Origin of the sequence: Cedecea sp. AS113, from assembly GCF_037152415.1 — a bacterium.
GTDB lineage: Bacteria > Pseudomonadota > Gammaproteobacteria > Enterobacterales > Enterobacteriaceae > Cedecea.
Genome location: NZ_JBBCMI010000013.1, coordinates 115,644 through 139,642, shown reverse-complemented (window position 1 = coordinate 139,642; position 23,999 = coordinate 115,644). Strand labels below are relative to the sequence as shown.

The 23,999-nt window shown below is 54.1% G+C and carries 25 protein-coding genes; 18 read left to right on the top strand and 7 right to left on the bottom strand.

Annotated elements, in window-relative coordinates; genetic code table 11:
* Positions 1 to 159 (bottom strand): IS1 family transposase (locus WFN87_RS16270; RefSeq protein WP_150321466.1); only part of this gene is annotated, 159 nt, incomplete at its 3' end.
* A gap of 41 nt (positions 160 to 200) precedes the next feature.
* Here WFN87_RS16270 and WFN87_RS16265 point away from each other — a divergent pair.
* Positions 201 to 794 (top strand): hypothetical protein, encoded by a 594-nt coding sequence (locus tag WFN87_RS16265; RefSeq protein ID WP_336982294.1) that lies wholly within the window; start codon positions 201 to 203, stop codon positions 792 to 794.
* A gap of 84 nt (positions 795 to 878) precedes the next feature.
* The gene (locus WFN87_RS16260) at positions 879 to 1,931 is read left to right on the top strand and encodes a phage integrase (protein ID WP_336982293.1); all 1,053 of its coding nucleotides are present in this window, start codon (positions 879 to 881) and stop codon (positions 1,929 to 1,931) included.
* Positions 1,932 to 2,063: 132 nt separating this feature from the next.
* Here the strand turns inward: WFN87_RS16260 and WFN87_RS16255 are convergent, their stop codons facing one another.
* Positions 2,064 to 2,624, bottom strand: a complete 561-nt coding sequence (locus tag WFN87_RS16255) for a TetR/AcrR family transcriptional regulator (protein ID WP_008461046.1) — start codon at positions 2,622 to 2,624, stop codon at positions 2,064 to 2,066.
* A 110-nt stretch (positions 2,625 to 2,734) separates the two neighbouring features.
* Here WFN87_RS16255 and WFN87_RS16250 point away from each other — a divergent pair, with 110 nt between their 5' ends.
* Genes WFN87_RS16250 through WFN87_RS16240 form a run of 3 tightly spaced genes read left to right on the top strand, consistent with a single transcriptional unit; the run spans position 2,735 to position 5,222 of the window.
* Positions 2,735 to 3,940, top strand: coding sequence for an MFS transporter (locus tag WFN87_RS16250; protein WP_008461044.1), 1,206 nt, complete (start codon positions 2,735 to 2,737; stop codon positions 3,938 to 3,940).
* 11 nt (positions 3,941 to 3,951) lie between these two features.
* Positions 3,952 to 4,764: a Cof-type HAD-IIB family hydrolase gene (locus WFN87_RS16245; RefSeq protein ID WP_336982292.1), complete on the top strand. Its 813-nt coding sequence runs from the start codon at positions 3,952 to 3,954 to the stop codon at positions 4,762 to 4,764.
* 17 nt (positions 4,765 to 4,781) lie between these two features.
* Positions 4,782 to 5,222, top strand: a complete 441-nt coding sequence (locus WFN87_RS16240) for an acetyltransferase (protein WP_336982291.1) — start codon at positions 4,782 to 4,784, stop codon at positions 5,220 to 5,222.
* Between the two features lie 60 nt (positions 5,223 to 5,282).
* Here the strand turns inward: WFN87_RS16240 and WFN87_RS16235 are convergent, their stop codons facing one another.
* The 3 genes from WFN87_RS16235 to mntR form a co-directional block, all read right to left on the bottom strand.
* A complete protein-coding gene (locus WFN87_RS16235) occupies positions 5,283 to 6,326 on the bottom strand; it encodes an aldo/keto reductase (RefSeq protein ID WP_166995444.1) in 1,044 nt (347 codons plus the stop codon).
* Positions 6,327 to 6,449: 123 nt separating this feature from the next.
* Positions 6,450 to 7,562, bottom strand: coding sequence for an SLC13 family permease (locus WFN87_RS16230; RefSeq protein ID WP_336982290.1), 1,113 nt, complete (start codon positions 7,560 to 7,562; stop codon positions 6,450 to 6,452).
* 2 nt (positions 7,563 to 7,564) lie between these two features.
* On the bottom strand, positions 7,565 to 8,032 hold the full coding sequence (gene mntR, locus WFN87_RS16225; protein WP_008461034.1) for a manganese-binding transcriptional regulator MntR: 468 nt from the start codon (positions 8,030 to 8,032) through the stop codon (positions 7,565 to 7,567).
* Between the two features lie 190 nt (positions 8,033 to 8,222).
* Here mntR and mntS point away from each other — a divergent pair, with 190 nt between their 5' ends.
* Both mntS and WFN87_RS16215 read left to right on the top strand, forming a co-directional pair.
* Positions 8,223 to 8,351 carry a manganase accumulation protein MntS gene (mntS, locus tag WFN87_RS16220; RefSeq protein ID WP_008461033.1) on the top strand — a complete coding sequence of 43 codons (129 nt, stop codon included), beginning with the start codon at positions 8,223 to 8,225 and terminating at the stop codon, positions 8,349 to 8,351.
* A gap of 321 nt (positions 8,352 to 8,672) precedes the next feature.
* The gene (locus tag WFN87_RS16215; protein WP_166995441.1) at positions 8,673 to 10,256 is read left to right on the top strand and encodes a sulfatase-like hydrolase/transferase; all 1,584 of its coding nucleotides are present in this window, start codon (positions 8,673 to 8,675) and stop codon (positions 10,254 to 10,256) included.
* 71 nt (positions 10,257 to 10,327) lie between these two features.
* Here WFN87_RS16215 and ompX read toward each other — a convergent pair whose 3' ends face one another.
* On the bottom strand, positions 10,328 to 10,837 hold the full coding sequence (ompX, locus tag WFN87_RS16210; protein WP_008461031.1) for an outer membrane protein OmpX: 510 nt from the start codon (positions 10,835 to 10,837) through the stop codon (positions 10,328 to 10,330).
* 371 nt (positions 10,838 to 11,208) lie between these two features.
* Here ompX and rhtA point away from each other — a divergent pair, with 371 nt between their 5' ends.
* From rhtA to ybiO, 6 genes are all read left to right on the top strand, one after another.
* Positions 11,209 to 12,096 (top strand): threonine/homoserine exporter RhtA, encoded by an 888-nt coding sequence (rhtA, locus tag WFN87_RS16205; RefSeq protein ID WP_008461030.1) that lies wholly within the window; start codon positions 11,209 to 11,211, stop codon positions 12,094 to 12,096.
* Positions 12,097 to 12,405: 309 nt separating this feature from the next.
* The gene (dps, locus tag WFN87_RS16200; protein WP_039301421.1) at positions 12,406 to 12,909 is read left to right on the top strand and encodes a DNA starvation/stationary phase protection protein Dps; all 504 of its coding nucleotides are present in this window, start codon (positions 12,406 to 12,408) and stop codon (positions 12,907 to 12,909) included.
* A gap of 361 nt (positions 12,910 to 13,270) precedes the next feature.
* Positions 13,271 to 14,017, top strand: a complete 747-nt coding sequence (gene glnH, locus WFN87_RS16195; protein ID WP_008461028.1) for a glutamine ABC transporter substrate-binding protein GlnH — start codon at positions 13,271 to 13,273, stop codon at positions 14,015 to 14,017.
* Between the two features lie 127 nt (positions 14,018 to 14,144).
* The gene (gene glnP, locus WFN87_RS16190; RefSeq protein ID WP_008461026.1) at positions 14,145 to 14,804 is read left to right on the top strand and encodes a glutamine ABC transporter permease GlnP; all 660 of its coding nucleotides are present in this window, start codon (positions 14,145 to 14,147) and stop codon (positions 14,802 to 14,804) included.
* A complete protein-coding gene (glnQ, locus tag WFN87_RS16185; RefSeq protein WP_008461025.1) occupies positions 14,801 to 15,523 on the top strand; it encodes a glutamine ABC transporter ATP-binding protein GlnQ in 723 nt (240 codons plus the stop codon). The genes glnP and glnQ overlap by 4 nt, the downstream gene beginning before the upstream one ends.
* Positions 15,524 to 15,650: 127 nt before the next feature.
* Complete coding sequence (gene ybiO, locus WFN87_RS16180; protein ID WP_336982289.1) at positions 15,651 to 17,906, top strand: mechanosensitive channel protein; 2,256 nt, start codon at positions 15,651 to 15,653, stop codon at positions 17,904 to 17,906.
* Here ybiO and rlmF read toward each other — a convergent pair whose 3' ends face one another.
* A complete protein-coding gene (gene rlmF, locus WFN87_RS16175; protein WP_336708562.1) occupies positions 17,907 to 18,848 on the bottom strand; it encodes a 23S rRNA (adenine(1618)-N(6))-methyltransferase RlmF in 942 nt (313 codons plus the stop codon).
* A 101-nt stretch (positions 18,849 to 18,949) separates the two neighbouring features.
* Between rlmF and WFN87_RS16170 the strand changes: the two genes are divergently transcribed.
* The 5 genes from WFN87_RS16170 (at position 18,950) to WFN87_RS16150 (ending at position 23,940) form a co-directional block, all read left to right on the top strand.
* Positions 18,950 to 19,576, top strand: a complete 627-nt coding sequence (locus WFN87_RS16170) for a flavin reductase family protein (protein ID WP_166995436.1) — start codon at positions 18,950 to 18,952, stop codon at positions 19,574 to 19,576.
* Positions 19,577 to 19,768: 192 nt separating this feature from the next.
* Complete coding sequence (gene mcbA, locus WFN87_RS16165; RefSeq protein WP_008461021.1) at positions 19,769 to 20,026, top strand: DUF1471 family periplasmic protein McbA; 258 nt, start codon at positions 19,769 to 19,771, stop codon at positions 20,024 to 20,026.
* Positions 20,027 to 20,218: 192 nt separating this feature from the next.
* On the top strand, positions 20,219 to 21,526 hold the full coding sequence (gene celB, locus WFN87_RS16160) for a PTS cellobiose transporter subunit IIC (RefSeq protein ID WP_213715999.1): 1,308 nt from the start codon (positions 20,219 to 20,221) through the stop codon (positions 21,524 to 21,526).
* Positions 21,527 to 21,532: 6 nt separating this feature from the next.
* Positions 21,533 to 22,501, top strand: a complete 969-nt coding sequence (locus WFN87_RS16155) for a N(4)-(beta-N-acetylglucosaminyl)-L-asparaginase (protein WP_336982288.1) — start codon at positions 21,533 to 21,535, stop codon at positions 22,499 to 22,501.
* Positions 22,498 to 23,940: a leucyl aminopeptidase gene (locus tag WFN87_RS16150; protein ID WP_166995432.1), complete on the top strand. Its 1,443-nt coding sequence runs from the start codon at positions 22,498 to 22,500 to the stop codon at positions 23,938 to 23,940. The genes WFN87_RS16155 and WFN87_RS16150 overlap by 4 nt, the downstream gene beginning before the upstream one ends.
* Positions 23,941 to 23,999: the final 59 nt, after the last annotated feature.

Sequence of the window (23,999 nt, the reverse complement as noted above, 5' to 3'; positions counted from 1 at the left end):
GTGCGTACCGGGTTGAGAAGCGGTGTAAGTGAACTGCAGTTGCCATGTTTTACGGCAGTGAGAGCAGAGATAGCGCTGATGTCCGGCAGTGCTTTTGCCGTTACGCACCACGCCTTCAGTAGCGGAGCAGGAAGGACAGCTGATAGAAATGGAAGCCACTGGAGCACCTCAAAAACACCATCATACACTAAATCAGTAAGTTGGCAGCATCACCCGAAACGAGTATAGATATAACTTCTGATGTTATCAAAAAGGACTGGAGAACATTATATGAATTAAGATGTAAAATAGCACACAACCGAGACTTTACTAAACATAATTTAGATAGCGTAGTTGCTTTAACATCAAAACTGAAGCCAATTTTAAATAAAGCCATAAGCAAAACTGAAAACATAAAAATTGATGGAAAAGACAAATCAGAGCTAGCCAGTCAGTTTGAAGAAAATTTCATTGAAAAAAACATGTCCGACATTGAGGTATATGTTAACAACGTTATTGATATGTATCAAAGCATCAGAAAACTTTACAGACTAGCATTTGATGAAGAGACTAAAGGTAAATTAGTTGATGAAGTAATAAGGGGTGTTTTTGAGGTTGTTTTGCCGGACAGTAAATATCAACACTCAGATGTGAGTAGATTAATGAATATAGCTTTTGATAAAGAATATATTCAAAAACTTGATAATTTCGAATTAGATGAGCTAGGTTATGACAGCAAAAATATCAAAGAAGCTGTTGAATCAAAAATTACTGATCTAGAAATTAAATTGGAAGAGCCTGATTCATATGAATGAAAATGTATGGCGTAATCTAAAACATACATTGACCACTGTTCAAATACACAGTTAAATTTAGCCCTCAGACATGAGGGCTTTTTTATGGCAGTACGAAAACTCCCCACAGGGAAATGGATCTGTGAATGCTACCCCGCCGGGCGTAGCGGACGGCGTGTACGTAAGCAGTTTGCCACCAAGGGCGAGGCGTTAGCTTTCGAACGTCACACAATGGAAGAGACAGAAGCCAAACCGTGGTTGGGTGAATCGGTTGATCGCCGGACTCTAAATGACGTTGTTGAACTCTGGTTCAAACTACACGGCAAATCTCTGACGGCTGGTCAGCACGTTTATGACAAGCTGATCCTGATGGTTGATGCTTTGGGCAATCCTCTCGCTCTCGATTTCACATCCAAAATGTTTGCGCACTACCGTGATAAGCGCCTTACAGGGGAAATCTATTTCAGCGAGAAATGGAAGAAAGGAGCCAGTCCGGTCACCATCAACCTTGAGCAAAGCTATCTGAGCAGCGTCTTTAGCGAACTGGCCCGGTTAGGAGAATGGTCTGCGCCGAATCCATTAGAAAGCATGCGGAAGTTCACGATCGCAGAGAAAGAAATGGCCTGGCTTACACATGAGCAAATCACGGAGCTTCTGTACGACTGCCAACGTCAAAGCCCCCTGCTCGCTCTAGTTGTTAAAATCTGTCTGAGCACTGGAGCTCGCTGGCGCGAAGCTGTGAACCTGACACGCTCTCAGGTCACAAAGTATCGAATTACGTTTGTCAGGACTAAGGGTAAAAAGAACCGCAGCATTCCGATCAGCAAAGAGCTGTATGAGGAAATCATTTCCCTAGACGGTTTCAAGTTCTTCACGGACAGCTATTTCCAGTTTTTAGCAGTGATGGACAGGACCTCCATTGTCCTTCCGCGTGGGCAACTTACTCACGTTCTGCGTCATACGTTCGCAGCACATTTCATGATGTCCGGCGGGAATATTCTTGCGCTGCAAAAAATACTGGGCCATCACGACATAAAAATGACTATGCGCTATGCTCACCTTGCACCTGATCACCTTGAAACAGCGCTGCGCTTCAACCCGTTAGCTACTCTGCCAAGTGGCGACAAAGTGGCGGCAGTGGTTGGCAATGCCCCGTAATCGCCACCTATCACCACCAAACTAACTTATTGATTATCTTACAAGTCATTGTTTTTACTAACCCGTTTACATAAATGGGTTTTTATTTTTTAGGGTTTCAATAACAAACGCTTACTAACCCCTCCACTCGCTTTATTTTGCATCCCCTGTCCCTACAATCCTGCGCACCATCACCCGCATATCATCGCGCCCCATCGGTTCGCGATCGGTGACGTAGTGCAGCGTCATGCCTTCCAGGAAAGCATCCAGCGCCCGGGCGGTTAGCGGATCGAAAAACGGCTCCAGCGCCTGCTGGCTGCGAATCATCCACTCCTGCATGATATCTTTTAGCTGCGGATTACAGCTGGCATAAGCATAAAGCTGGTACATCACCTGCATGTTATACGGCGTGGCCACGCAGCCGCCGCAAATCATATCGACAATCGCTTCGCAGGCCTCATCGCGATTGGTGGCCTGCTGCATGCGCTCCCGGTAGCTGTCCGACATCTGGTGGGCAAACAGGGTAAACGCTTCGCAAAGCAGCGATTCAATCCCGGCAAAATAGTAGGTCATTGACCCCAGCGAAACGCCAGCCTCAGCGGCAATTTTGCGGTGCGTGATATCGCTGATGCCGTGCTTTACCACCATATCCAGCGTCGCCTGCAAAATACGCGAGCGACGTTCAGGGTCATTCCGGCGCGGGGCTTTGCTCATCATTACCTACCTGAATTTAGAGTATGACAAAGAGTCTATACCGGGATGTGTACAAATGTACACAAGCTTGCTAGTCTGCTCCCCTGTTTCTCTTTCACTGGTTGTTGTTCATGTCTGTTTCACAGAGAAAAGCCCTGCAGCTCCGTACCTGGGCGTTATTCACCTTCTTCTTCCTTCCGGGCCTGGTGATGGCATCCTGGGCCACACGCACGCCCGCGATCCGCGATACGCTCAGCGTCTCGACGGCCGGAATGGGCATCGTATTATTTGGCCTGTCGATAGGCTCGATGGGCGGTATTCTCTGTTCCGGCTGGCTGGTGAAACGCTTTGGCACCCGTACCATTATTCGCAGCGGCATGACGCTGATGGTCGCCGGAATGTTAATGATGAGCTTCGCGCTGTACCTCGCCTCCCCGGTGCTGTTTGCCTTCGGCCTGGCGCTGCTCGGCAGCGGGATGGGTTCATCAGAAGTGGCTATGAACGTCGAAGGGGCCATTATCGAGAGCCTGATGAAGAAAACTGTGCTGCCGATGATGCACGGCTTCTTTAGCCTCGGCACGCTCGTTGGCGCCGGGATTGGCCTGACGTTAACCGCGTGGAACGTCGTGTCCTGGGGGCACCTGCTGCTGATTGGTCTGTTGACCATTGCGCCGATTGCCATCGCGCTTATCGCCGTGCCGCACGGCGTGGGCAAAGATAACCCGGAGAACACCGAAGCCCACGAGCCGCACCGACCGTTTTACAAAGATATTCAGCTATTGCTGATTGGTTTTGTCGTGCTGGCGATGGCCTTTGCCGAAGGCTCGGCCAACGACTGGCTGCCGCTGCTGATGGTGGACGGGCACGGCTTTAGCCCAACTTCCGGGTCGCTTATCTACGTAGGCTTTACCCTCGGCATGACGGTCGGGCGCTTCACCGGCGGCTGGTTTATTGACCGCTACAGCCGCGTTATTGTGGTCCGCGCCTGTGCGATCATGGGCATTATTGGCATCGGCACCATTGTGTTTGTCGACAACGCCTTCCTTGCCGGCGTGTCGGTGATTCTGTGGGGGTTGGGCACCTCTTTAGGCTTCCCGCTGACCATTTCAGCGGCGGGTGATACCGGCCCCGATCCGGCCAGCCGCGTCAGCGTCGTTGCCGCTTCGGGCTATGTCGCCTTTTTAGTCGGGCCGCCGCTGCTGGGCTTCCTCGGCGAGCATTATGGGCTGCGCCAGGCCATGCTAGTTGTGCTGACGCTAATGGTGATTGCGGCGCTGGTCGCCCGCGCCGTGGCCAAACCGGGGCAATCTTCCGGCCAGACTTTAGAAACTGAATAATGGAGAGTTCAATGAGCATCAAACTGATTGCAGTAGACATGGACGGCACTTTTCTTAATGACGAAAAAACCTACAACCGCGAACGCTTTGCCGCGCAATATCAGCAGATGAAAGAGCAAGGCATCCGCTTTGTGGTGGCCAGCGGGAACCAGTATTTCCAGCTTATCTCCTTCTTCCCGGAGATTGCCCACGAGATCTCTTTTGTCGCCGATAACGGCGGCTGGGTGGTCAGCGAAGGCGAAGATCTGTTCAACGGCGAGCTGACCAGACAAGAGTTCAACACGGTGGTCGATCACCTGCTGACCCTGCCGCACGTGGAGATCATCGCCTGCGGCAAGCATAACGGTTATACCCTCAACGGCTATAGTGACGATTTTAAAGCGCTGGCGGCGAAGTACTATCACCGCCTTGAGCACGTGGAAAACTTCTCCGGCCTCGACGACGTGTTCTTCAAGTTTGCCCTGAACCTGCCGGACAGCCAGCTCGATGAAACTATGGACGCCCTGGGCGCAGCGCTGGAAGGCATTATGGTGCCGGTCACCAGCGGGCACGGCTCTATCGACCTGATTATTCCGGGGATTCATAAGGCTAACGGCCTGCGGATCCTGCAGGAAAAATGGGGCATCCAGGACAGCGAAGTGGTGACCTTTGGCGACGGCGGCAACGACATCGAGATGCTGACTCAGGCGCAATACGGGTTTGCGATGGCCAACGCCCCGGACAAAATCAAACGCATTGCCAGCTACCAGGCAGGGCACTGCAATCAACAAGGCGTGCTGGATGTGATCGACAAGATCCTGAAGAAAGAAGCGCCGTTTAACTAACGACCTCTGGAACAAGAATGTTAACGATAAGACAAGCAAACCCGGCGGATTTTGATGCGCTGGCGGAAATCTGGGAAGCATCCGTTCGCGCCACGCATGACTTTTTACCTGAAGAAAATATCAGGGCGTTAAAGCCCCAGGTGCGCGAACTCTACATGCCACAGATCCCGATGCTGCTGGCAGCCGGCAAAACCGGTGAGCCTCTGGGCTTTATCGGCTGCCACGAAAATCGGATTGAAATGCTGTTTGTTTCGCCTGAAAGCCGTGGCATGGGCGTGGGCAAGCAGCTTCTGCACTATGCCATTGAACATTTGCAGGTCGATGAGGTGGATGTGAATGAGCAGAATCCGCAGGGCGTGGGCTTCTATCTGCATATGGGATTTGCCCGGACCGGGCGGTCTGAACTCGACGGTGAAGGGAATCCTTTCCCTTTGCTGCATTTGAAGCTGAAACGATAATTTTATCGCATCGCTTGTTTTCCCCCTCTCCCTCCGGGAGAGGGCTAAATTATTCCCGATTTATGACTGATTCTTCAGCTGTTCCCGGCGATACTCACCCTGCCGCTCAAGCATCCAGCCCGGATATTCTCGCGGCAACTCACTTACCGCATTCAGCCTGTCAAGCTCGTCCGCGCTAAGCTGAACCCCCGTCGCAGCGATATTATCCTCAAGCTGCTCAATGCGCTTCGCCCCCACGATGACCGTCGTCACTGCCTGCTGATGCAGCAGCCAGGCCAGCGCAATCTGCGCCACGGAAACGCCTTTGGCATCGGCGATGTCACGCATCACATCCACGCAATCAAACGCGCGATCCCTGTTTACCGGTGGAAAATCAAACTCCAGGCGGCGGCTGCCGGTTTCGGCTTTCCCGTCGCGGTCGTACTTGCCGCTGAGCAGCCCGCCCGCGAGCGGACTCCACACCATCAGGCCGACGCCTTCACTTTGCATCATCGGCACCAGCTCCCGCTCCAGATCGCGCCCGGCAAGGGTGTAATAAGCCTGCAGAGAGGCAAAACGTGCCAGTCCCAGGCGTTCGGAAATCCCGAGTGCCTTCATGATTTGCCAGGCCGCCCAGTTGGAAACGCCTATGTAGCGAACCAGCCCCTGCTGTACCAGCGAATCCAGCGCCCGCAGCGTTTCCTCTATCGGCGTCGCGGGGTCAAAACCGTGCAGTTGGTACAGATCGATATAGTCGAGCTGCAGCCGCTGCAGGCTCTCTTTGACGCTATTTAGCAGATGAAAACGCGATGAACCTCGAGAGTTCGGCCCGGCGGTACCTGTTTCGCCGAATGCTTTGGTGGCCACCACCACATTCTCACGCGGCACATTAAGGTTTTTCAGCGCCTGGCCGGTGATGATTTCCGAACGCCCGCCGGAGTAAACATTGGCGGTATCAATAAAGTTAATCCCGGCCTCCAGCGCGCGTCCAACCAGCTTGTCGGCATCATTTTGCGCGAGCTGGCCTATTTTTCCCCATATACCGTCTTCACCACCAAAAGTCATGGTGCCCAGGCAAAGCTCTGAAACAAACAGGCCGGTATTTCCTAATTTTTTATAACGCATAGCGCTACCTCATGTTCAGGATTTCAGGAAGGAAGAGTGCGGACTGCCAGTTATACGCGTCGCGCACGATTCTGGAATGGGGGATTTCTGCTCATTCCTTGCCTGTTTCTGCCTGAGTGGGCGCTAGCGTAAAAGCAGTAATAAGCCGTAGCCGACCAGCGCGGCCCAAAGCAACATAGGGAGAGAATAGAGATGGAACCGCCACCAGATCCGACGGTCGTTGGCCATACGAAGGGCAATCAAGTTCGCCAGCGAACCCGGCAACAGGCCAAAACCGCCGATATTGACCGCGAAGGCCAACAGCAGCGAAGCTGGCACATAGTTCAGCAGTAAAATGGTGGCAGGCACATTGCTGATGAATTGTGACAGCAAAATACCCAGGCCAAACAACTCGCCAGGAGAGAGTTGCGCCACGCCCTGAAGCGAGTACTGCAGCACCGGAAGTTGGGTGATGAGGTGAACATCAATAAACATCACCATAAATACCACCAGCAGGCTCCAGTCGATACTGAGCAGCACTTTGCGCGCCAACCCCAGGAACCCAAGCGCAATCAGCCCCAGCCCCCAAAACTCAAGCTTAAGCTCCAGGGCCAGAATAAAGACGATGTAAAACGCCAGGCAGCACCAGACCAGCTTAGGCTGCCAGCGGCTGTCATTCACTTCGCCGTGGTAACGCAGCGGTTTTGGCTTGAAACAAAGCCACGCCAACACCAGCAAGCTGGCGGTCATGGCCAGCGCCAGCGGCATCATCTGCCAGGTGAAAGCGCCGAAAGAGAGCCCGGAATGCCCCCACAGTAAGATGTTCTGCGGGTTACCTACAGGCGTGAGCAAAGAGCCGGCGTTGACCGCCAGCGCCTCAAAAATAATCAGCTTACTGCCCGGCACCGAGCAGAGTTTTTTCAGCGTGATGGTGAGAGGCACAATGATGAACAGCGCGACATCGTTAGTCAGGAAGGTCGACAGCGCTGCCGCTGCCGTAACCATAAACAGCGCCAGCTGCCGCTCGTTGGCAAACCGCGCCACCATCTTGCGCCCCAGCACCTCGAAATAACCGCTCAGCTCGACGCCCTTGGTCAACATCATCAGCCCGGCCAGGGTAATAATGGTGTGCCAGTCTATGGCGGCGGGCCATAAAGCCGGGCGGAACGGCACCGCCAGGCTCAGGGCGACGCCGATTAACAACAATAAATGCAGGAATCGATCGCGCAGGAACGGCTGCGCAAGACGCAGCAGCATGTTTAACCGATGCCTCGCTCTGCGCTGAATTTGCGGAAAGCCTCCAGCGTCTCTTCGCTGACGTGGTGTTCCACACCTTCGGCATCAATACGCGCGGTCTCCGGGCTGATGCCCAGTGCGAGGAAGAAGTTTTCAACAATCTGGTGCCGTTCCCGGCTCTGCTGCGCCAGTTTTTCACCTTCCGGCGTTAAAAAGACGCCGCGCCATGGGATCTGCTCAATCAGCCCGACGGACGCCAGGCGTTTTAGCATCTTGGCAACCGTCGGCTGGGAAACGCCGAGCCGGGCTGCCATATCTACCTGGCGAACTTCACCCACTTCATGAATCAAATCCGAAATCAGCTCAACATAATCATCAATTAACTCGCGGCGGTGCGCCTCGCGTACCTGCCTGAAGCCCTCAACATGCTCTTCAATATTCGGTAATGGCGTCACTTTTTCGCTGTTCTTTTGCCCTGCCCGACGGCTCATAGTGCTTCCTCTTCCAGTGGCGCGGCGTCGTCATCTGACGACGGAAGGCTTTATTGTAAACCAGCATTGCTCATCCACAAAAAATTAACGAAATAGCCATGGCTATAAAATATAGCCTGTGCTATACCTGTATGTAATGCAGTCAGGCTTGTTTACGGAAAAACGGTCGCACGGCTAACAGGAGGACGCTATGAACGAATTTAAGAGGTGCATCAACGTGTTTACACAATCTCCCTTCCAGGTACGCTTAATGCTGCTGAACATGATTTGTGATTGGGTTGCCGGTAAACCCCAGCAGAAAGAAGAAAAACAACAATAACGCCAGGCCACGCCGCCTGGCGACTTTGTTCAGCGTTCCGCGCGAACGATCATCCTTTTGTCACAATTCCCCTGCAAAATCCCCGTTAATGGCTACTCTGGCCGAGCTTTAACCCCATCATTTGTCGGATTTGCAATCAGCTTCGCAAAACCTCGCTCTGTTATCAGTTGATATTCTTATCTTACGGCTCTATCTTCTTGCAGCCCTGCACATGAAGCGGCTCGCAGATGCGGTGCAATTCCCCTTCGTTTCCGTCTGTCAGGCAGGCTCTGCCCTTATCGCCAGGGTCACCGCATGGCGTTTTGCAAGACCATAATAAAGATGAATGTAACGGTTAAAGATACCCTGACTGCGCGCGGAATCGCACTGAATCCGTGGGCAGGTTTCTATTTTCTGCAGTCTCTGCTGATAAACTTCGCGCTGGGCTATGCCTTCAGCCTGCTTTACGCCATTGCCTTTAGCTGCGTCCTTATGCTGCTGTGGCGCACCGCTCCCAGCGTCCAGAAAATCCTGCTTGGGCTTTGCAGCCTCGTGGCAGCCATGTACTTCCCGTTCGGCCAGGCCTACGGCTCGCCCAACTTCAATACTCTGCTGGCGCTGCATTCAACCAACTTTGAAGAATCCACGGAAATCATGACCATCTTCCCGTGGTACAGCTACGTGGTGTCTCTCTTTATTCTCGCCCTTGGGGTGATGGCGCTGCGCCGCAAACGTGAAGAAAAACGCGCCTGGGGTCATTTCGATAGCTTATGTCTCGCCGTCAGCGTGGTCTGTTTTTTTGTCACGCCGGTAACCAACCTAGCCTACGGCGGCGTGTTTAAATTTAAAGATACTGGCTACCCGGTGGTGCGCTTCGTGAAAGATGTCGTGGTCAACAACCACGAAGTTATCGAGGAGCAGGCGCGCATGAAAGAACTGTCGCAGCAAAAAGACTCCTGGAACGTAGTGTCGGTGCAGCCTAAATACCATACCTACGTCGTAGTGATTGGCGAGAGCGCCCGCCGCGATGCGCTGGGAGCCTTTGGCGGCCACTGGGACAACACGCCCTTTGCAAGCCAGGTCAAAGGCAATCTGTTTATGGACTACGTCTCCGCCAGCGGCTCAACGCAAAAATCGCTGGGGCTGACGCTGAACCGGGTCGTCGACGGCAAACCCCAGTATCAGGACAATTTTGTTACCCTGGCAAACCGCGCGGGCTTCCAGACCTGGTGGTTCTCAAACCAGGGCCAAATCGGCGAATACGATACCGCCATCGCCAGCATCGCCAAACGCGCTGACGAAGTGCAGTTTTTGAAAAATGGGGATTTTGAGGCGGATAAAAACACTCGCGATGAAGCCCTGTTAAAAATGACGGCCCAGGTGTTTGCTACTCAGCGCAACACGCCGCAGCTGATTGTGCTGCATTTGATGGGTTCGCACCCGCAGGCCTGCGATCGCACTCAGGGGAAATACAAAGATTTTGTGCAATCTAAAGAGACATCCTGCTATCTCTACAGCATGACGCAAACCGACGACTTGCTAAAACAGCTTTATCTGCAGTTACAAAACACCGGGAACAGCTTCTCAATGGTCTATTTCTCCGACCACGGCCTGGCGTTCAAAGAGCGCGGCACCGACGTGCAATATCTGGCGCACGACGATAAGTTCCAGCAAAATTTCCAGGTGCCATTTATGGTGTTGTCGAGCGATGACACCGCGCACCGGCTAATCAAAGCACGCCGCAGCGCCAATGATTTCCTCAACTTCTTCTCTGCGTGGACGGGGATTAAGGCGAAAGAGCTTACGCCGAAGTACAAATTTATTTCCGAGCAAAAGGCCGGGCCCGTCTGGATAACCAACTTCAACCTGAAGAAAGTGGACTATACTCATCTGCAGACGGATATGTTTGAGACCAGGACACGTTAACTTTTGCCGGTTAACCGATAAAAAAAATCCGCCACTTGGGCGGATTTTTTATTTCTATCCCGAAAGGGATATTAGAAGCGGTAGCCTACGCCAGCGATCCAGGTGCCAACGTCAACGCTACGAATACGGCTCTGCTCGTAGGAGAAGTCCAGAGCAACGTTTTCGATTGGGTTGAACTGCAGGCCAGCACCGTAGGAGAAGCCGTAGTCGCTAACGGAATCGTGAGCGCCTGGGAATTGAGTCGCCTGGAATTTACCGTAGCCAACACCCACTACACCGTAGATGCTTGCCCAGTCGTTGATGCGGTAAGCAGGACCAGCGGTGATGCCGTAGTACTGGCCTTTGGTGTACACGTCGTTAGAAGTGTCACTTTTCTGGGTGTAGGTGAAGGAGCCGATGTAGCCCAGCGGGGTATCATTTTCGTAGCGGTATTTCAGGTTGAAACCGCCAGCTTTGTTAGCAACGCCCTGCATATCGCTCTGAGCATAACCACCGGTTACGGTGCTGGTTGCTGCAGATGCGGTACCTACGGAGACGGCCAGAACACAGGCCAGTGCTGAAAGACATGCAATTTTTTTCATAATATCCACCTCAAATGTGCTTCAAGTAAGTCCTAAGTTTTAAATATAACAAAACCATGACAGAAACTCTTCGCCAATTGTGTTGTCTAACGATCTTTTTCCTGTAACATAACATTTCCACTACATGCTAAATCACTAAAAAATCAGGAAAATACCGCTTCGCGACGGCAAATTTTAATCCCTTTAATAACATCGTCATTCAGATAATTCTGGAATTATTTTTGACACAAACTGACAAAAGCCCCCGGATCGTACTCCACGCCATGAGAATTTTTCTTAATGAAAGTTCAACCAGCCATAACTTAATCCTTTAGACTGGGCAGACTTTTATTTTCTTGACCAAACATAGACAAATACTGACAAGGTACAGGATGCCGCAAACCTCCCGTAATATGCCGCGCTGGCTGCCGATCGTAGTTTTACTTATCGCCATGACCTCGATTCAAAGCGGCGCCTCGCTGGCGAAATCATTATTCCCGCTAATCGGTCCCCAGGGCGTCACTTCGCTGCGCCTGTTTTTAGGCACTCTTATTCTCGCGGTGATTTTTAAACCCTGGCGCCTGCGTTTTAAGCCAGAGCAACGCCTGCCTTTACTGTTTTATGGGCTGGCGCTGGGCAGCATGAATTACCTCTTTTATGTCTCTCTGCGCACGGTACCGCTGGGCATCGCGGTGGCGCTGGAGTTTACCGGGCCGCTTGCCGTGGCGCTTTTTGGCTCACGCCGTGCCGTGGACTTTATCTGGGTGGTGCTGGCGGTGGCCGGACTGTGGTTCCTGCTTCCCCTCGGCCAGGACATCTCCCAGGTAGATTTGACCGGTGCTGCCTGCGCCCTCGGGGCCGGTGCCTGCTGGGCTATCTACATTATTGCCGGGCAAAAAGCGGGCGCTGAGCACGGCCCCGCCACGGTCGCGTTTGGTTCTCTGATTGCTGCTATTATCTTTGTCCCCCTGGGCGCCTGGGAAGCCACCAGCTCGCTGCTGCAGTGGTCGCTGCTGCCCGTCGGCCTGGCCATTGCCGTGCTTTCCACGGCGCTGCCTTATTCGCTGGAGATGATTGCGTTAACCCGACTCCCTACCCGCACCTTTGGCACACTCATGAGCCTTGAGCCTGGCCTTGCGGCCCTGTCAGGTATGCTGTTCCTCGGGGAGCACCTGACCCTGGTACAATGGCTGGCTCTGCTCTCCATCATCGCAGCATCGGTGGGATCAACGCTGACCATGAAACGCGAAGCACAGATTAAAAACGTCGACATAAATTAATCTGTTGCCCTGCATTTAATGCGGTGATAATTGCCGCATTAAATGATGTATCCGTAATCAAGCACTTATATTCCCGTCAACTGTAATACTCAATAAGAATTATTTTCTTTTCGCCGTCATATTTATTCATGATTTTTGACATAAATTAAGAACACTCAATAACCAGCTGTTAAATAACAAATTAATCTTTTCCATTTTTCTCTTACTATCGGTTTGATAGGTATTACCCTCACCAGCAAAGTAAAAAAGTGGTGCTATACTTATCCCCGGTAATTCATTGGGACACCAACATCAAGAGGATGAAAGATTATGAGTACCGCTAAACTGGTAAAAACTAAATCTACAAACCTGCTATATACCCGCAATGATGTAAAAGACAGCGAGAAAAAAGCCACTATCGAGCTGCTGAATCGCCAGGTCGTCCAGTTCATCGACTTGTCGCTGATTACCAAGCAGGCTCACTGGAATATGCGCGGAGCTAACTTTATTGCCGTGCACGAAATGCTGGACGGCTTCCGTACGGCGCTGACCGAGCACCTGGACACCATGGCAGAACGTGCCGTGCAGCTTGGCGGCGTGGCGTTGGGCACCACTCAGGTGATCAACAGCAAAACTCCGCTGAAAAGCTATCCGCTGGACATTCACACCGTTCAGGAGCACCTGAAAGAGCTGGCCGATCGCTATGCCATCGTGGCGAACGATGTGCGTAAAGCCATTGGTGAAGCAAAAGACGAGGATACCGCAGATATTTTCACCGCCGCTTCCCGCGATCTGGACAAATTCCTGTGGTTCATTGAGTCCAATATCGAGTAACCAGAGCATTTTCCTATGGCTCCTCCTCCGCCCGGGGGCGGAGCCTGCACCAAAACAGCGCAGACCATCGATTAATTCATAGCCCAAAGTTAATAAAATGTAATAATCACCTCACACAATCGTTAACGAATGATTGTTTTGTCCACTGATTTCGCGGTAAAACTAACCCCTACCCTGCCGGCTCATTTTGCGCACCAAAATGGTGCACCATAACGGTGCGTTATGACCTGCTTGCAACGCTCAATGTGCAATGTTAAATAATCACATCCTTGCAAAACAGTAAGTTGCAAATTTGGCACGATTCTTTCATGAGTCGCCGCTGACGCAGGGGATCGCCCCGTGGATTAACAAAGGAAATGCTATGAAGTCGATTTTGAAAGTTTCACTGGCTGCACTTACCCTGGCTTTCGCTGTATCTTCCCATGCCGCTGATAAAAAACTGGTCGTTGCGACCGACACCGCGTTCGTTCCTTTTGAATTTAAACAAGGCGATCAGTATGTCGGCTTTGACGTGGACCTGTGGGCGGCTATCGCCAAAGAATTGAAGCTGGACTATACCCTGAAGCCAATGGACTTCAGCGGCATCATCCCTGCCCTGCAAACCAAAAACGTGGACCTGGCACTGGCCGGGATCACCATCACTCCTGAGCGCGAAAAAGCGATCGACTTCTCCGACGGCTACTACAAAAGCGGCCTGCTGGTGATGGTCAAAGCCAATAACAACGACATCAAAAGCGTGAAAGATCTGGACGGTAAAGTGGTTGCTGTTAAAGGCGGCACCGGCTCCGTTGATTACGCAAAAGCTAACATCAAAACCAAAGACCTGCGTCAGTTCCCGAACATCGATAACGCCTACATGGAACTGGGCACCAACCGCGCTGACGCGGTTCTGCACGACACGCCAAACATCCTGTACTTCATCAAAACCGCCGGTAACGGTCAGTTCAAAGCGGTAGGTGAGTCTCTGGAAGCTCAGCAGTACGGTATCGCCCTGCCTAAAGGCAGCGACGAACTGCGCACCAAAATCAACGGCGCGCTGAAAACCCTGAAAGAGAACGGCACGTACAACGAAATCTACAAAAAATGGTTCGGTACCGAGCCTAAATAATAATTCTAAGTATGAGTAAGACCTGAGGGGCGCCTTTCGCCCCTCTTATTATTAAACGCCTCTCACGCTACAAGGCCCCGGCCTGAAGCCCGAAGAGGTGAACCACGGTAGACAACAGGAACACATCATGCAGTTTGACTGGAGCGCCATTTGGCCTGCAATTCCCATCTTGTTTGAAGGCGCTAAGATGACCCTATGGATTTCTATCCTGGGTCTTTGCGGCGGTTTAGTAATTGGTTTAGTGGCGGGCTTTGCTCGTACCTACGGCGGCTGGATTGCCAACCACGTAGCGCTTGTTTTCATCGAAGTGATTCGCGGCACGCCAATTGTGGTGCAGGTGATGTTTATCTACTTCGCCCTGCCGATGGCCTTTACCGATCTGCGTATCGATCCGTTCAGCGCGGCGGTCGTCACCATCATGATCAACTCCGGAGCCTACATCGCGGAAATCACCCGTGGGGCTGTGCTCTCAATTCATAAAGGCTTCCAGGAAGCGGGCCTTGCGCTTGGGCTGTCAAAACGTGAAACCATCCGTCACGTGATTATGCCGCTGGCGCTGCGCCGTATGCTGCCGCCGCTGGGTAACCAGTGGATCATCAGCATCAAAGACACCTCGCTGTTCATCGTTATCGGTGTAGCAGAGCTGACTCGTCAGGGTCAGGAAATTATCGCCGGTAACTTCCGCGCGCTGGAGATTTGGAGCGCCGTTGCGGTCTTCTATCTGATTATTACCCTGGTGCTGAGCTTCGTGCTGCGTCGCCTTGAAAGAAGGATGAAAATCCTGTGATTGAATTTAAAAATGTCTCCAAGCACTTTGGCCAAACCCAGGTGCTGCACAACATTGACCTGAACATCAAACAGGGTGAAGTGGTGGTGATTATCGGGCCAAGCGGCTCCGGCAAATCAACCCTGCTGCGCTGCATCAACAAGCTGGAAGAGATCACCAGCGGCGACCTGATTGTTGACGGCCTGAAAGTGAACGATCCGAAGGTAGACGATCGCCTGATCCGTCAGGAAGCTGGCATGGTGTTCCAGCAGTTCTACCTGTTTCCGCACCTGACGGCGCTGGAAAACGTCGCCTTCGGCCCGATTCGCGTCCGCGGCATGAAAAAAGACGCCGCGGAGAAGCTGGCGAAAGAGCTGCTGGCGAAGGTTGGCCTGGCGGAACGCGCGCATCACTATCCGTCAGAGCTTTCTGGCGGCCAGCAGCAGCGTGTGGCTATTGCCCGTGCCCTTGCCGTGAAGCCGAAGATGATGCTGTTTGATGAACCAACGTCGGCCCTCGACCCGGAACTGCGTCATGAAGTGCTGAAAGTGATGCAGGACCTGGCCGAAGAAGGCATGACCATGGTGATCGTGACCCACGAAGTCGGCTTTGCCGCGAAAGTGGCTTCTCGCCTGATCTTTATCGACAAAGGTCGCGTGGCGGAAGACGGCAACCCACAAGAACTTATCGACAACCCGCCGAGCCCGCGTCTGCGCGAGTTTCTGCAGCACGTCGCATAACGCCTGACTCAGGGCGGCAAATTCCAGCCGCCCTGATTTTTCTGGAATCATCCCGCTTTTCTCCTCGCCAAAATCTCAGCCACTATACTTACTCCTTTGTCAGATTTTCTCAGTCCGGAGGAGCGCTGTGCGATGGATCCTGATATTACTGTTTAGCCTGATGAGCCTGCCCGGCCATGCAGTCACCTTACCCGCTGCCGCCGTTGCCGCCTCGACATCCCAGGGCAGCGCCGCACAAACAGAACCCAGCGTAGAAGAAAAGAAAAAAGCGTACTCGGCGCTCGCCGACGTGCTGGACAACCCAAAGTCCCGGAGTGAACTCATCGAGCAGCTTCGCAAAGTCGCCGCTGACGGCACCTCACAGACCATGCCGGTTATTGCCCCACCGGATACGCTCACTGAAGATAAAACCGTGCTCGAAAACGTCACCGACGTCAGCCGCCGCTATGGGGGAGAACTTACGCAGCGTTTTGAGCTGCTCCAGCAAAATATCGCCAGCGCACCGAGGAAAGCCTTTAACCAGCAGACTTTCTTCAATGCGCTGAGCCACTTCGCGATGCTCGCCAGCGCCGTTTTTGTGTTCTATTTCTTGCTTCGCGCCGGCGTCAGGCCGCTGTGGGCCAAAATGGGCGACTGGGGACGAAGAAAAAACCGCGATCATACCAACTGGCTTCACCTGCCGGTGACCATCCTCGGCGCCTTTGCGGTGGACATCCTGCTGCTGGCGTTAACGCTATTCGTCGGGCAGCTCCTGAGTGACAAAATGAACGCAGGCAACGCCACTATCGCGCGCCAGCAGGGGCTATTTCTTAATGCCTTTGGGCTTATCGAGTTCTTCAAGGCTGTTCTGCGCCTCATTTTCAGCCCGCGTTTCCCGGCGCTACGCCCCTTCCCCATTGGCGACCAGGGCGCCCGCTACTGGAGTATTCGCCTTTCCTGGCTAAGTACCATCATCGGCTACGGGTTATTGGTGGTGGTGCCGATTCTCGCCAATCAGGTCAACGCCCAGATCAGCGCCATGGTTAACGTGGTGGTCATGCTACTGATTACCGTCTGGGCGCTATATCTGATTTTTCACAACAAACGCGCCATCCAGCAAAGCCTGATTCACCTGGCAGATCGCTCAATGAGCTTCTTTAGCCTGTTTATTCGTGCTTTTGCGCTCATCTGGCACTGGCTCGCTTGTCTCTATTTTGTGGTGCTGTTTTTCCTTTCGCTTTTCGATCCGGGCAACAGCCTGAAATTTATGATGGGCGCCTCACTGCACAGCCTGACCATCATCGGCGTGGCGGCGTTTATCTCCGGCATGCTTTCGCGCTGGATAGCAAAAACCATCACCCTTTCTCCACAGGTGCAGCGCAATTACCCCGAGCTGCAAAAGCGTCTTAATGGCTGGATCTCCGTCTCGCTGAAGCTGGCACGTATTCTTACCGTTTGCGTCGCAGTCATGCTGCTGCTGGACGCCTGGGGGCTTTTCGATGTCTGGCAATGGCTCACTGAGGGTGCGGGAGAAAAAACCGTCGATATACTGATCCGCATTGTACTGATCCTTTTCTTCTCGGCGGTAGGCTGGACGCTGCTGGCAAGCCTGATCGAAAACCGCCTTGAGTCGGATATCCACGGCCGCCCGATGCCAAGCGCGCGAGCCCGCACGCTGCTAACGCTGTTCCGTAACGCGCTGGCCGTGGTGATCAGCACCATCACCATCATGATCTTGCTTTCTGAAATCGGCGTGAACATCGCACCTCTGCTGGCGGGGGCGGGGGCGCTGGGGCTAGCGATAAGCTTTGGTTCGCAAACCCTGGTGAAGGATATTATTACCGGGATATTCATTCAGTTTGAAAATGGGATGAATACCGGCGACTACGTCACCATCGGCGCGATTACAGGCACAGTCGAGAAAATGTCGATTCGTTCGGTGGGCGTACGCCAGGATACGGGGGCTTACCATATTATTCCGTGGTCATCGATAACGACCTTCGCCAACTTTGTCCGCGGGATTGGCTCTTTCGTCGCGAACTACGACGTCGACAGGCAGGAGGACGTGGACAACGCCAACCGGGTACTGAAAGAAGCCGTGGACGCGCTGATGGGCCAGGAAGATATTCGTCTGCTGGTCATTGGCGAGCCGTTGTTCTCAGGCATTGTGGGGCTGACGAACCAGGCCTTCACAGTACGCGTGACCTTTACCACCCTGCCGCTAAAACAGTGGACGGTGCGCTACGCGCTCGACGGAATGGTCAAAAAACACTTTGATGAAGCGGGCATCAGGCCCCCGGTGCAAACCGTGCAGGTCATGCAGCCGGGTGCCGATGCAGCACAGGCGCAACAGGCCACAGAGGCGGCGGCCGGCGCGCTGCCGCCCACCAGCACAGCCAACTAATCATTTCCCGCGGGTTTTCGCCCAGCGTGCGCGCTGGGCATCATCCATAAAGCTCCAGGCAATAAAACGGCTCTGTTTTTGCCCCTGTGCCATCTCTTTTTTCACCACTTTCACCACGCCGTTTTCCTGCATCACGCGGTACAGCGCAGGCAGGTTTTCACCTTTTGAAACCAGCGACGTAAACCACAGCACCTGGCGGCCAAACGCTTTACTTTCTTTGATCATCTGGCTGACGAAGGCCACTTCGCCCCCCTCGCACCACAGCTCCTGCTCACGACCACCAAAGTTCAGCGCGGCGCTTGCGTCCTGGCCAAGATTGCGGCGCTTACGCTCGCTGCCGCTGCGGGCCGCCTCGACTGAATCGTGGAATGGCGGATTACATAGCGTGGCATCATAGGTTTCATTTTTGTGGATGATGCCGTCCAGAATGCAGCCAGCATTTTTCTGGCGACGGAGACGGATCATGCGGCTAAGCCCAGGATTGCCGTCTACAATTTGCTGCGCGCTGCGAAACGCATCGCCGTCCAGCTCAGAGCCGGTAAAGCGCCAGCCGTATTCGTGCTGCCCGATGAGCGGATAAATACAGTTCGCGCCGACGCCGATATCCAGGACGGAAGCCTGGGCAGGTACAACGCCGCCGTTGCCTTCCGCCAGCAGGTCGGCCAGATGGTGAATATAGTCCGCCCGGCCCGGCACTGGCGGGCAAAGGTACCCTTCGGGGATATCCCACTGCTTAACCTGATAAAAATGCGCCAACAGCGCCTGGTTCAGCGCCTTCACCGCCAGCGGATTTGCGAAGTCAACGGTTGTGTCGCCGTGCGGCCCCGGGCGTAAAAACTCCGCCAGCGCCGGGCTGCTCGCGGTTAATGCGGCAAAGTCATAGCGGCTACGGTGACGGTTACGCGGGTGCAAACCAGGTTTGGTATCGGCAGGGGTTTTCATTGGGGCTTCTCCTTGTGTGGCCGCGTAAGATACTCTGCTCTCCGCGTCGGGTAAATACATCGCTGACGATTTGACCTTTCCAACATGAATTCAGGTGCGTAATGAGTAAAAAACGTTATTACTACGAGCCCTCGGAAGGCCACGGTTTACCACACGATCCGCTGAACGCCATTGTCGGGCCGCGCCCAATCGGCTGGATTTCCTCCTGCAACCTGCAGGGCCAGCGCAATCTCGCGCCGTACAGCTTCTTTAACTGCTTTAACTATCGTCCACCGATCATTGGTTTTTCCAGCACCGGCTGGAAAGACAGCGTCCAGAACATCCTCGACACCAAAGAATTCGTCTGGAACCTGGCCACGCGCCCGCTGGCAGAACAGATGAATGAAACCTCCGTCACGCTCCCCAGAGGAGAAGATGAGTTCCAGCGAGCGGGCCTGACGCCAATAGCAGGCACCAAGGTCAGCGCCAGCCTGGTGGCTGAAAGCCCGGTCAACTTTGAATGCCGCCTGTCGCAGTGCATTCGCCTGACCTCTGCCGACGGCGACGAGCTGAACAGCTGGCTGGTGCTGGGGGAAGTGGTTGCCGTACACATCGACGAACACCTGCTTATCGACGGCATCTACCAGACCGCGCTGGCGCAACCCGTGCTGCGGGCCGGAGGGCCAACCGCCTATTACACGGTTGATGAATCACAGCGTTTTGACCTGGTTCGCCCCGACGCGCGCTAAACCAGAAAAAAACAAATAAAATCAGCCACCTGGTTGTGGCTTTTTTGTCAGCATTTGGTCAAGTTTTATCGTTCAAAAAACACGCACAAGTCCATCAGTTTTTTGCGCCATCGCCTGCCCAAAGGGGAACTAGACTGTAATTGTCAGACAACAAAAAGGTGTTTTGCTCTCAACGCTCAAGAGGATGTAAAGATGAAAAAACTGCTGTATTTCTCTGCGGTTATCTCTCTTGCTGCACTGCCTTTTGCCTCCATGGCAGCCCAGGAAATGAGTAACGCAAACGTCGGACAGATGCAACCTTTTGGTACCGTCACCGCCAAAGCGTCTAACCTTGACGATCTCCAGGCTAAACTGGCTGAAAAAGCGAAGGAACAGGGTGCAACCGGCTATGTAATTAACTCCGCCGGCGGCGATAACCGCCTGTACGGCACCGCCACTATCTACAAATAGCCCGCGTTCCAGCCAACATAATGCCCTGCTTTGCGGGGCATTTTTATGGCACCTTCACCCTCAAACCATTTAAGCAATCATATGATACTTATGTGGCTCATCTGTGAATTAACTCACTTTATTAGCTCCGAACAACCACTAAGGTAGAAGCACGCAAGAATTGTCTCTTGTGATTACTTACGGAGCGGTAAAATGAAAAACCTGATGGCCGCATTAGAAGCCCGGCTGATGCCGCTGGCTGCCAAAATGGCGCAGCAGCGCCACCTCGGCGCCATTCGCGACGCCTATATCTCGTTCATGCCGTTTATTATCGTTGGTTCCATTCTGCTGGTGATCTCGTCCTTCCCAAGTACCCATTACCAGCAGTTTATGGCTTCTGTTTTTGGTGAGGGGTGGTCCACCACCGTTGAGATCCCTTTTAACGCCATCTTCTCTACGATGGCGGTGTTTATCAGTTTTCTGGTGGCCTACCGGCTGGCGGAACGCTACGACATCGACAGAATGTCATCGGGCATTTTGTCCCTCTCCTGCTTTCTGATCCTCACGCCTTTTGCGAAACACCCGGACGTCGGCAACCTGATCCCGATGGAATGGCTGGGATCGAAGGGGCTGTTTGTGGCGATGCTAGGTGCGCTGGCGAGCACGGAGCTTTTTGCCTGGATGCTGCGCCAGAACTGGGTGATCAAAATGCCGGACGGCGTCCCACCGGCGGTGCAAAAATCCTTTGCCGCCCTCATCCCTTCGCTGCTGATTCTGATTGTCGCCCTGGCGGTTCGCGTCCTGTTTGCCAAAACCGACTACCACACCATTCACCAGTTCGTGTATGAAGTGCTGGCGACGCCGATTCGCCACTTCGGCACCTCTTACATTGGCGCACTGTTCACCTGTTTCAGCATCACCAGCCTGTGGTCGGTGGGGATCAACTCCGGCTCGATGGTCAACGGCATCCTCCGTCCGTTCTGGATGGAAAACCAAATGGATAACCTGGCCGCTACGCAGGCCGGGATGCCTCCCCCGCACGTAGTGACGGAACAGTTCTACGACATGATCTGGATGGGCGGCGCGGGCGCTACATTGTCTCTGGTGATTGCTATGCTGCTGTTTGCCCGCAGCCAGCACATCAAAAACGTTTCGCGCCTGGCCGTCGGCTCCTCCATCTTCAACATTAACGAGCCGGTGCTGTTTGGCCTGCCGGTCATCATGAACCCCGTCATGCTGATCCCGTTCAACCTTGTGCCGCTGGTGCTGGTCACCGTGCAGTACATCGCGATGTCCATTGGCATGGTAGCCACCACCACCGGGGTGTATATCCCCTGGACGCTGCCGCCGGTATTAAGCGGATTTATCGTCACCGGCCACCTGAGCGGCGCGGTTATCCAGATAATCAACCTGTGCATCGGGGCGCTGATTTATCTGCCGTTCCTGAAAGTGGTCGACCGGCAATATCGGGCCAATGAATCACCGGCTCAAGTGACTGAACGTAAACCCGCCACGGAGTAGTTAAACATGACGTTAGCAGCAAACTGGGGAACGATCGCCACCTGGCGTATGGCATGGGAAGGGATAGGTGAAGCGGCTGAACGGCTGCAGCAAGGCAGTTCGGCGAGCGATGCCGTCGTGCACGCGGTTAAATGCGTGGAAGATTACCCCTTCTATAAATCGGTCGGTTATGGCGGCCTGCCGAATGAACAAGGCGAAGTCGAACTCGACGCCGCCTTTATGGACGGTACCAGCCTCGCGCTCGGTGCCGTGGCGGGGGTAAAAAATATTGCCAATCCGATTCTGGTGGCCAAAGCCCTGAGCGAAGAGCGCTTCAACAGTTTTATGGTCGGCCAGGGTGCCGAAGCGTGGGCCAAAGATCGGGGTTTTGAAAGCAAAACCATGCTGACCGAGCGCGCGTACAACCATTACCTGAGGCGCAAGCGTGAAACACTGGATCGCGGCTTAAGCCCGTACACCGGGCACGACACCGTGGGGGTTATCGCCCTTGACGGCCAGCAAAGAATGTCCGTCGCCACCTCCACCAGCGGCCTGTTTATGAAACGCCCTGGCCGGGTGGGCGATTCCCCGGTCTCCGGCTCCGGCTTCTACGCAGACAGCGAAGTGGGTGCCGCGACGGCGACCGGCCTCGGGGAAGACCTGATGAAAGGCTGTATCAGCTATGAAATCGTCAGCCGCATGGCGCGCGGCATGTCTCCCCAGCGCGCGGCTGAGTCCGCCGTGTACGATCTTGAAGCCCGACTGATTGCCCGCTACGGCCGGGCAGGCGACCTGTCCGTCGTCTGCATGAACAACCGGGGCGAATACGGCGCGGCGACAACCATCGACAACTTCTCCTTCTCTGTTGCCACTCCAGCGCAGCCCGCCCAGGTGTTTCTCACTACCAGGGACGGCAACCGCACGGTCATCCGCCCGGCAGACAGCGAATGGTTGGACGCCTATAAGCAGCGCATCACCGCGGAGGTAATCCAATGAAATGTATACTCGTTTCACCCGATGCAGCCTTTAACAACGCTCATCTTATCTTGTGGGACACTTCCCTAAGCCGCTGGCCAAACGCCCTGCAATCCTTGCTGGAAGAGATGTCAACCCACGATGAACCGCAAACCACCACCTTTGGTTTACGGGGTATCTGTGCGCGGCTGTCGCTGCTGCCTTCAGCAGAAATCACTCAGCCAGCCGTACTTCGCCAGCTGCTTTCCGCCGCCGAAGCGCTGCTGCCCTCCCCTGTTTTGCAGCCCGTGGCGCTGGATCTCGCAGGCTTTAATCTGGCGGATGAAACCACCTTTGTTCGCCTGCGCACGCTGCTGATTGCCCTCCTCAACCGCTTCTATCAGCTGCCGCAGCTGGGCTATCGCGAAGACGAACCGCAAAGCAATGGCGAGCTGTGGTTGATTACCGAACCCAATAATGCGCTGGCTCGCCGTCTGGCTTCCCAGGCCGAAGCCATCGCGCAGGGCATGCTGCTCTCTCGCCAGTTGGCGGATTTACCCGCGCTGAATTGTCGGCCACAGGATGTGGCGCTGCGGGCGGAAACCTGGGCCCGCCAACACCCGCAAACCCAGTGCGAGATTCTGGACGAGCAGGCCATTTTTGACCACGGACTCGGCTGCCTGCACGCCACGGGAAAAGGCAGCGTCAACCCTCCCCGGCTGGTGACGCTGCGCTGGCAGGGTGCCAGCGAAGAAGCGCCAGTTTACGCCCTCGTCGGGAAAGGGATCACCTTCGATACCGGCGGAATGTGGCTGAAAGAAGGTGAAGGCATGCGCACCATGAAATATGACATGTGCGGCGCGGCAGTGGTGTTCGGCATGATGGAAACGGTGAAGCGTCTTAAGCTGCCTATTAACGTCGTGGCCCTTATGGCGCTGGCGGAAAACATGCCCGGCAGCACGGCGATGATGCCGGGTGACGTCGTGCGCTCCTACTCGGGGGCCAGCGTCGAAATTATTAATACCGACGCCGAAGGGCGGCTGGTTCTCGCCGACGCGCTCAGCTACGCCGCAGCGCGTTTTAAGCCCGTCGAAATGATCGACGTCGCCACGCTGACCGGCGCGGTGGTCAAAGCGCTGGGCTACGATATTTCGGGCTTAATGAGTAACAATGAAGCCCTAAGCCAGCGCCTGCAGCAGGCAGGTAGCCTGACACAGGATCGCGTCTGGCCGCTGCCGCTGGACGAAAGCTTTGACGGTCAGGTCAAAAGCGTCATTGCCGACTACACCAACACGCCACCCAACAACGCCGCCATTGCGGTGTCCGCCGCCCAGTTCCTGAGTAAGTTCTGCCCCCAGCGTCCGTGGGCACATCTGGACGTCAGCGGCACCGCGCTGTCGCGTGGGAAATTCACCCAGGCCAGCGGCCGCCCGGCACATTTGCTGACGCAGTATTTCCTGTCGCTGTGTGAAGGGAAATAGCGTTGCCATGAATTAAACGCCCCAATGGGGCGCTTCGACGACTGGCAAGCCTCTGACCA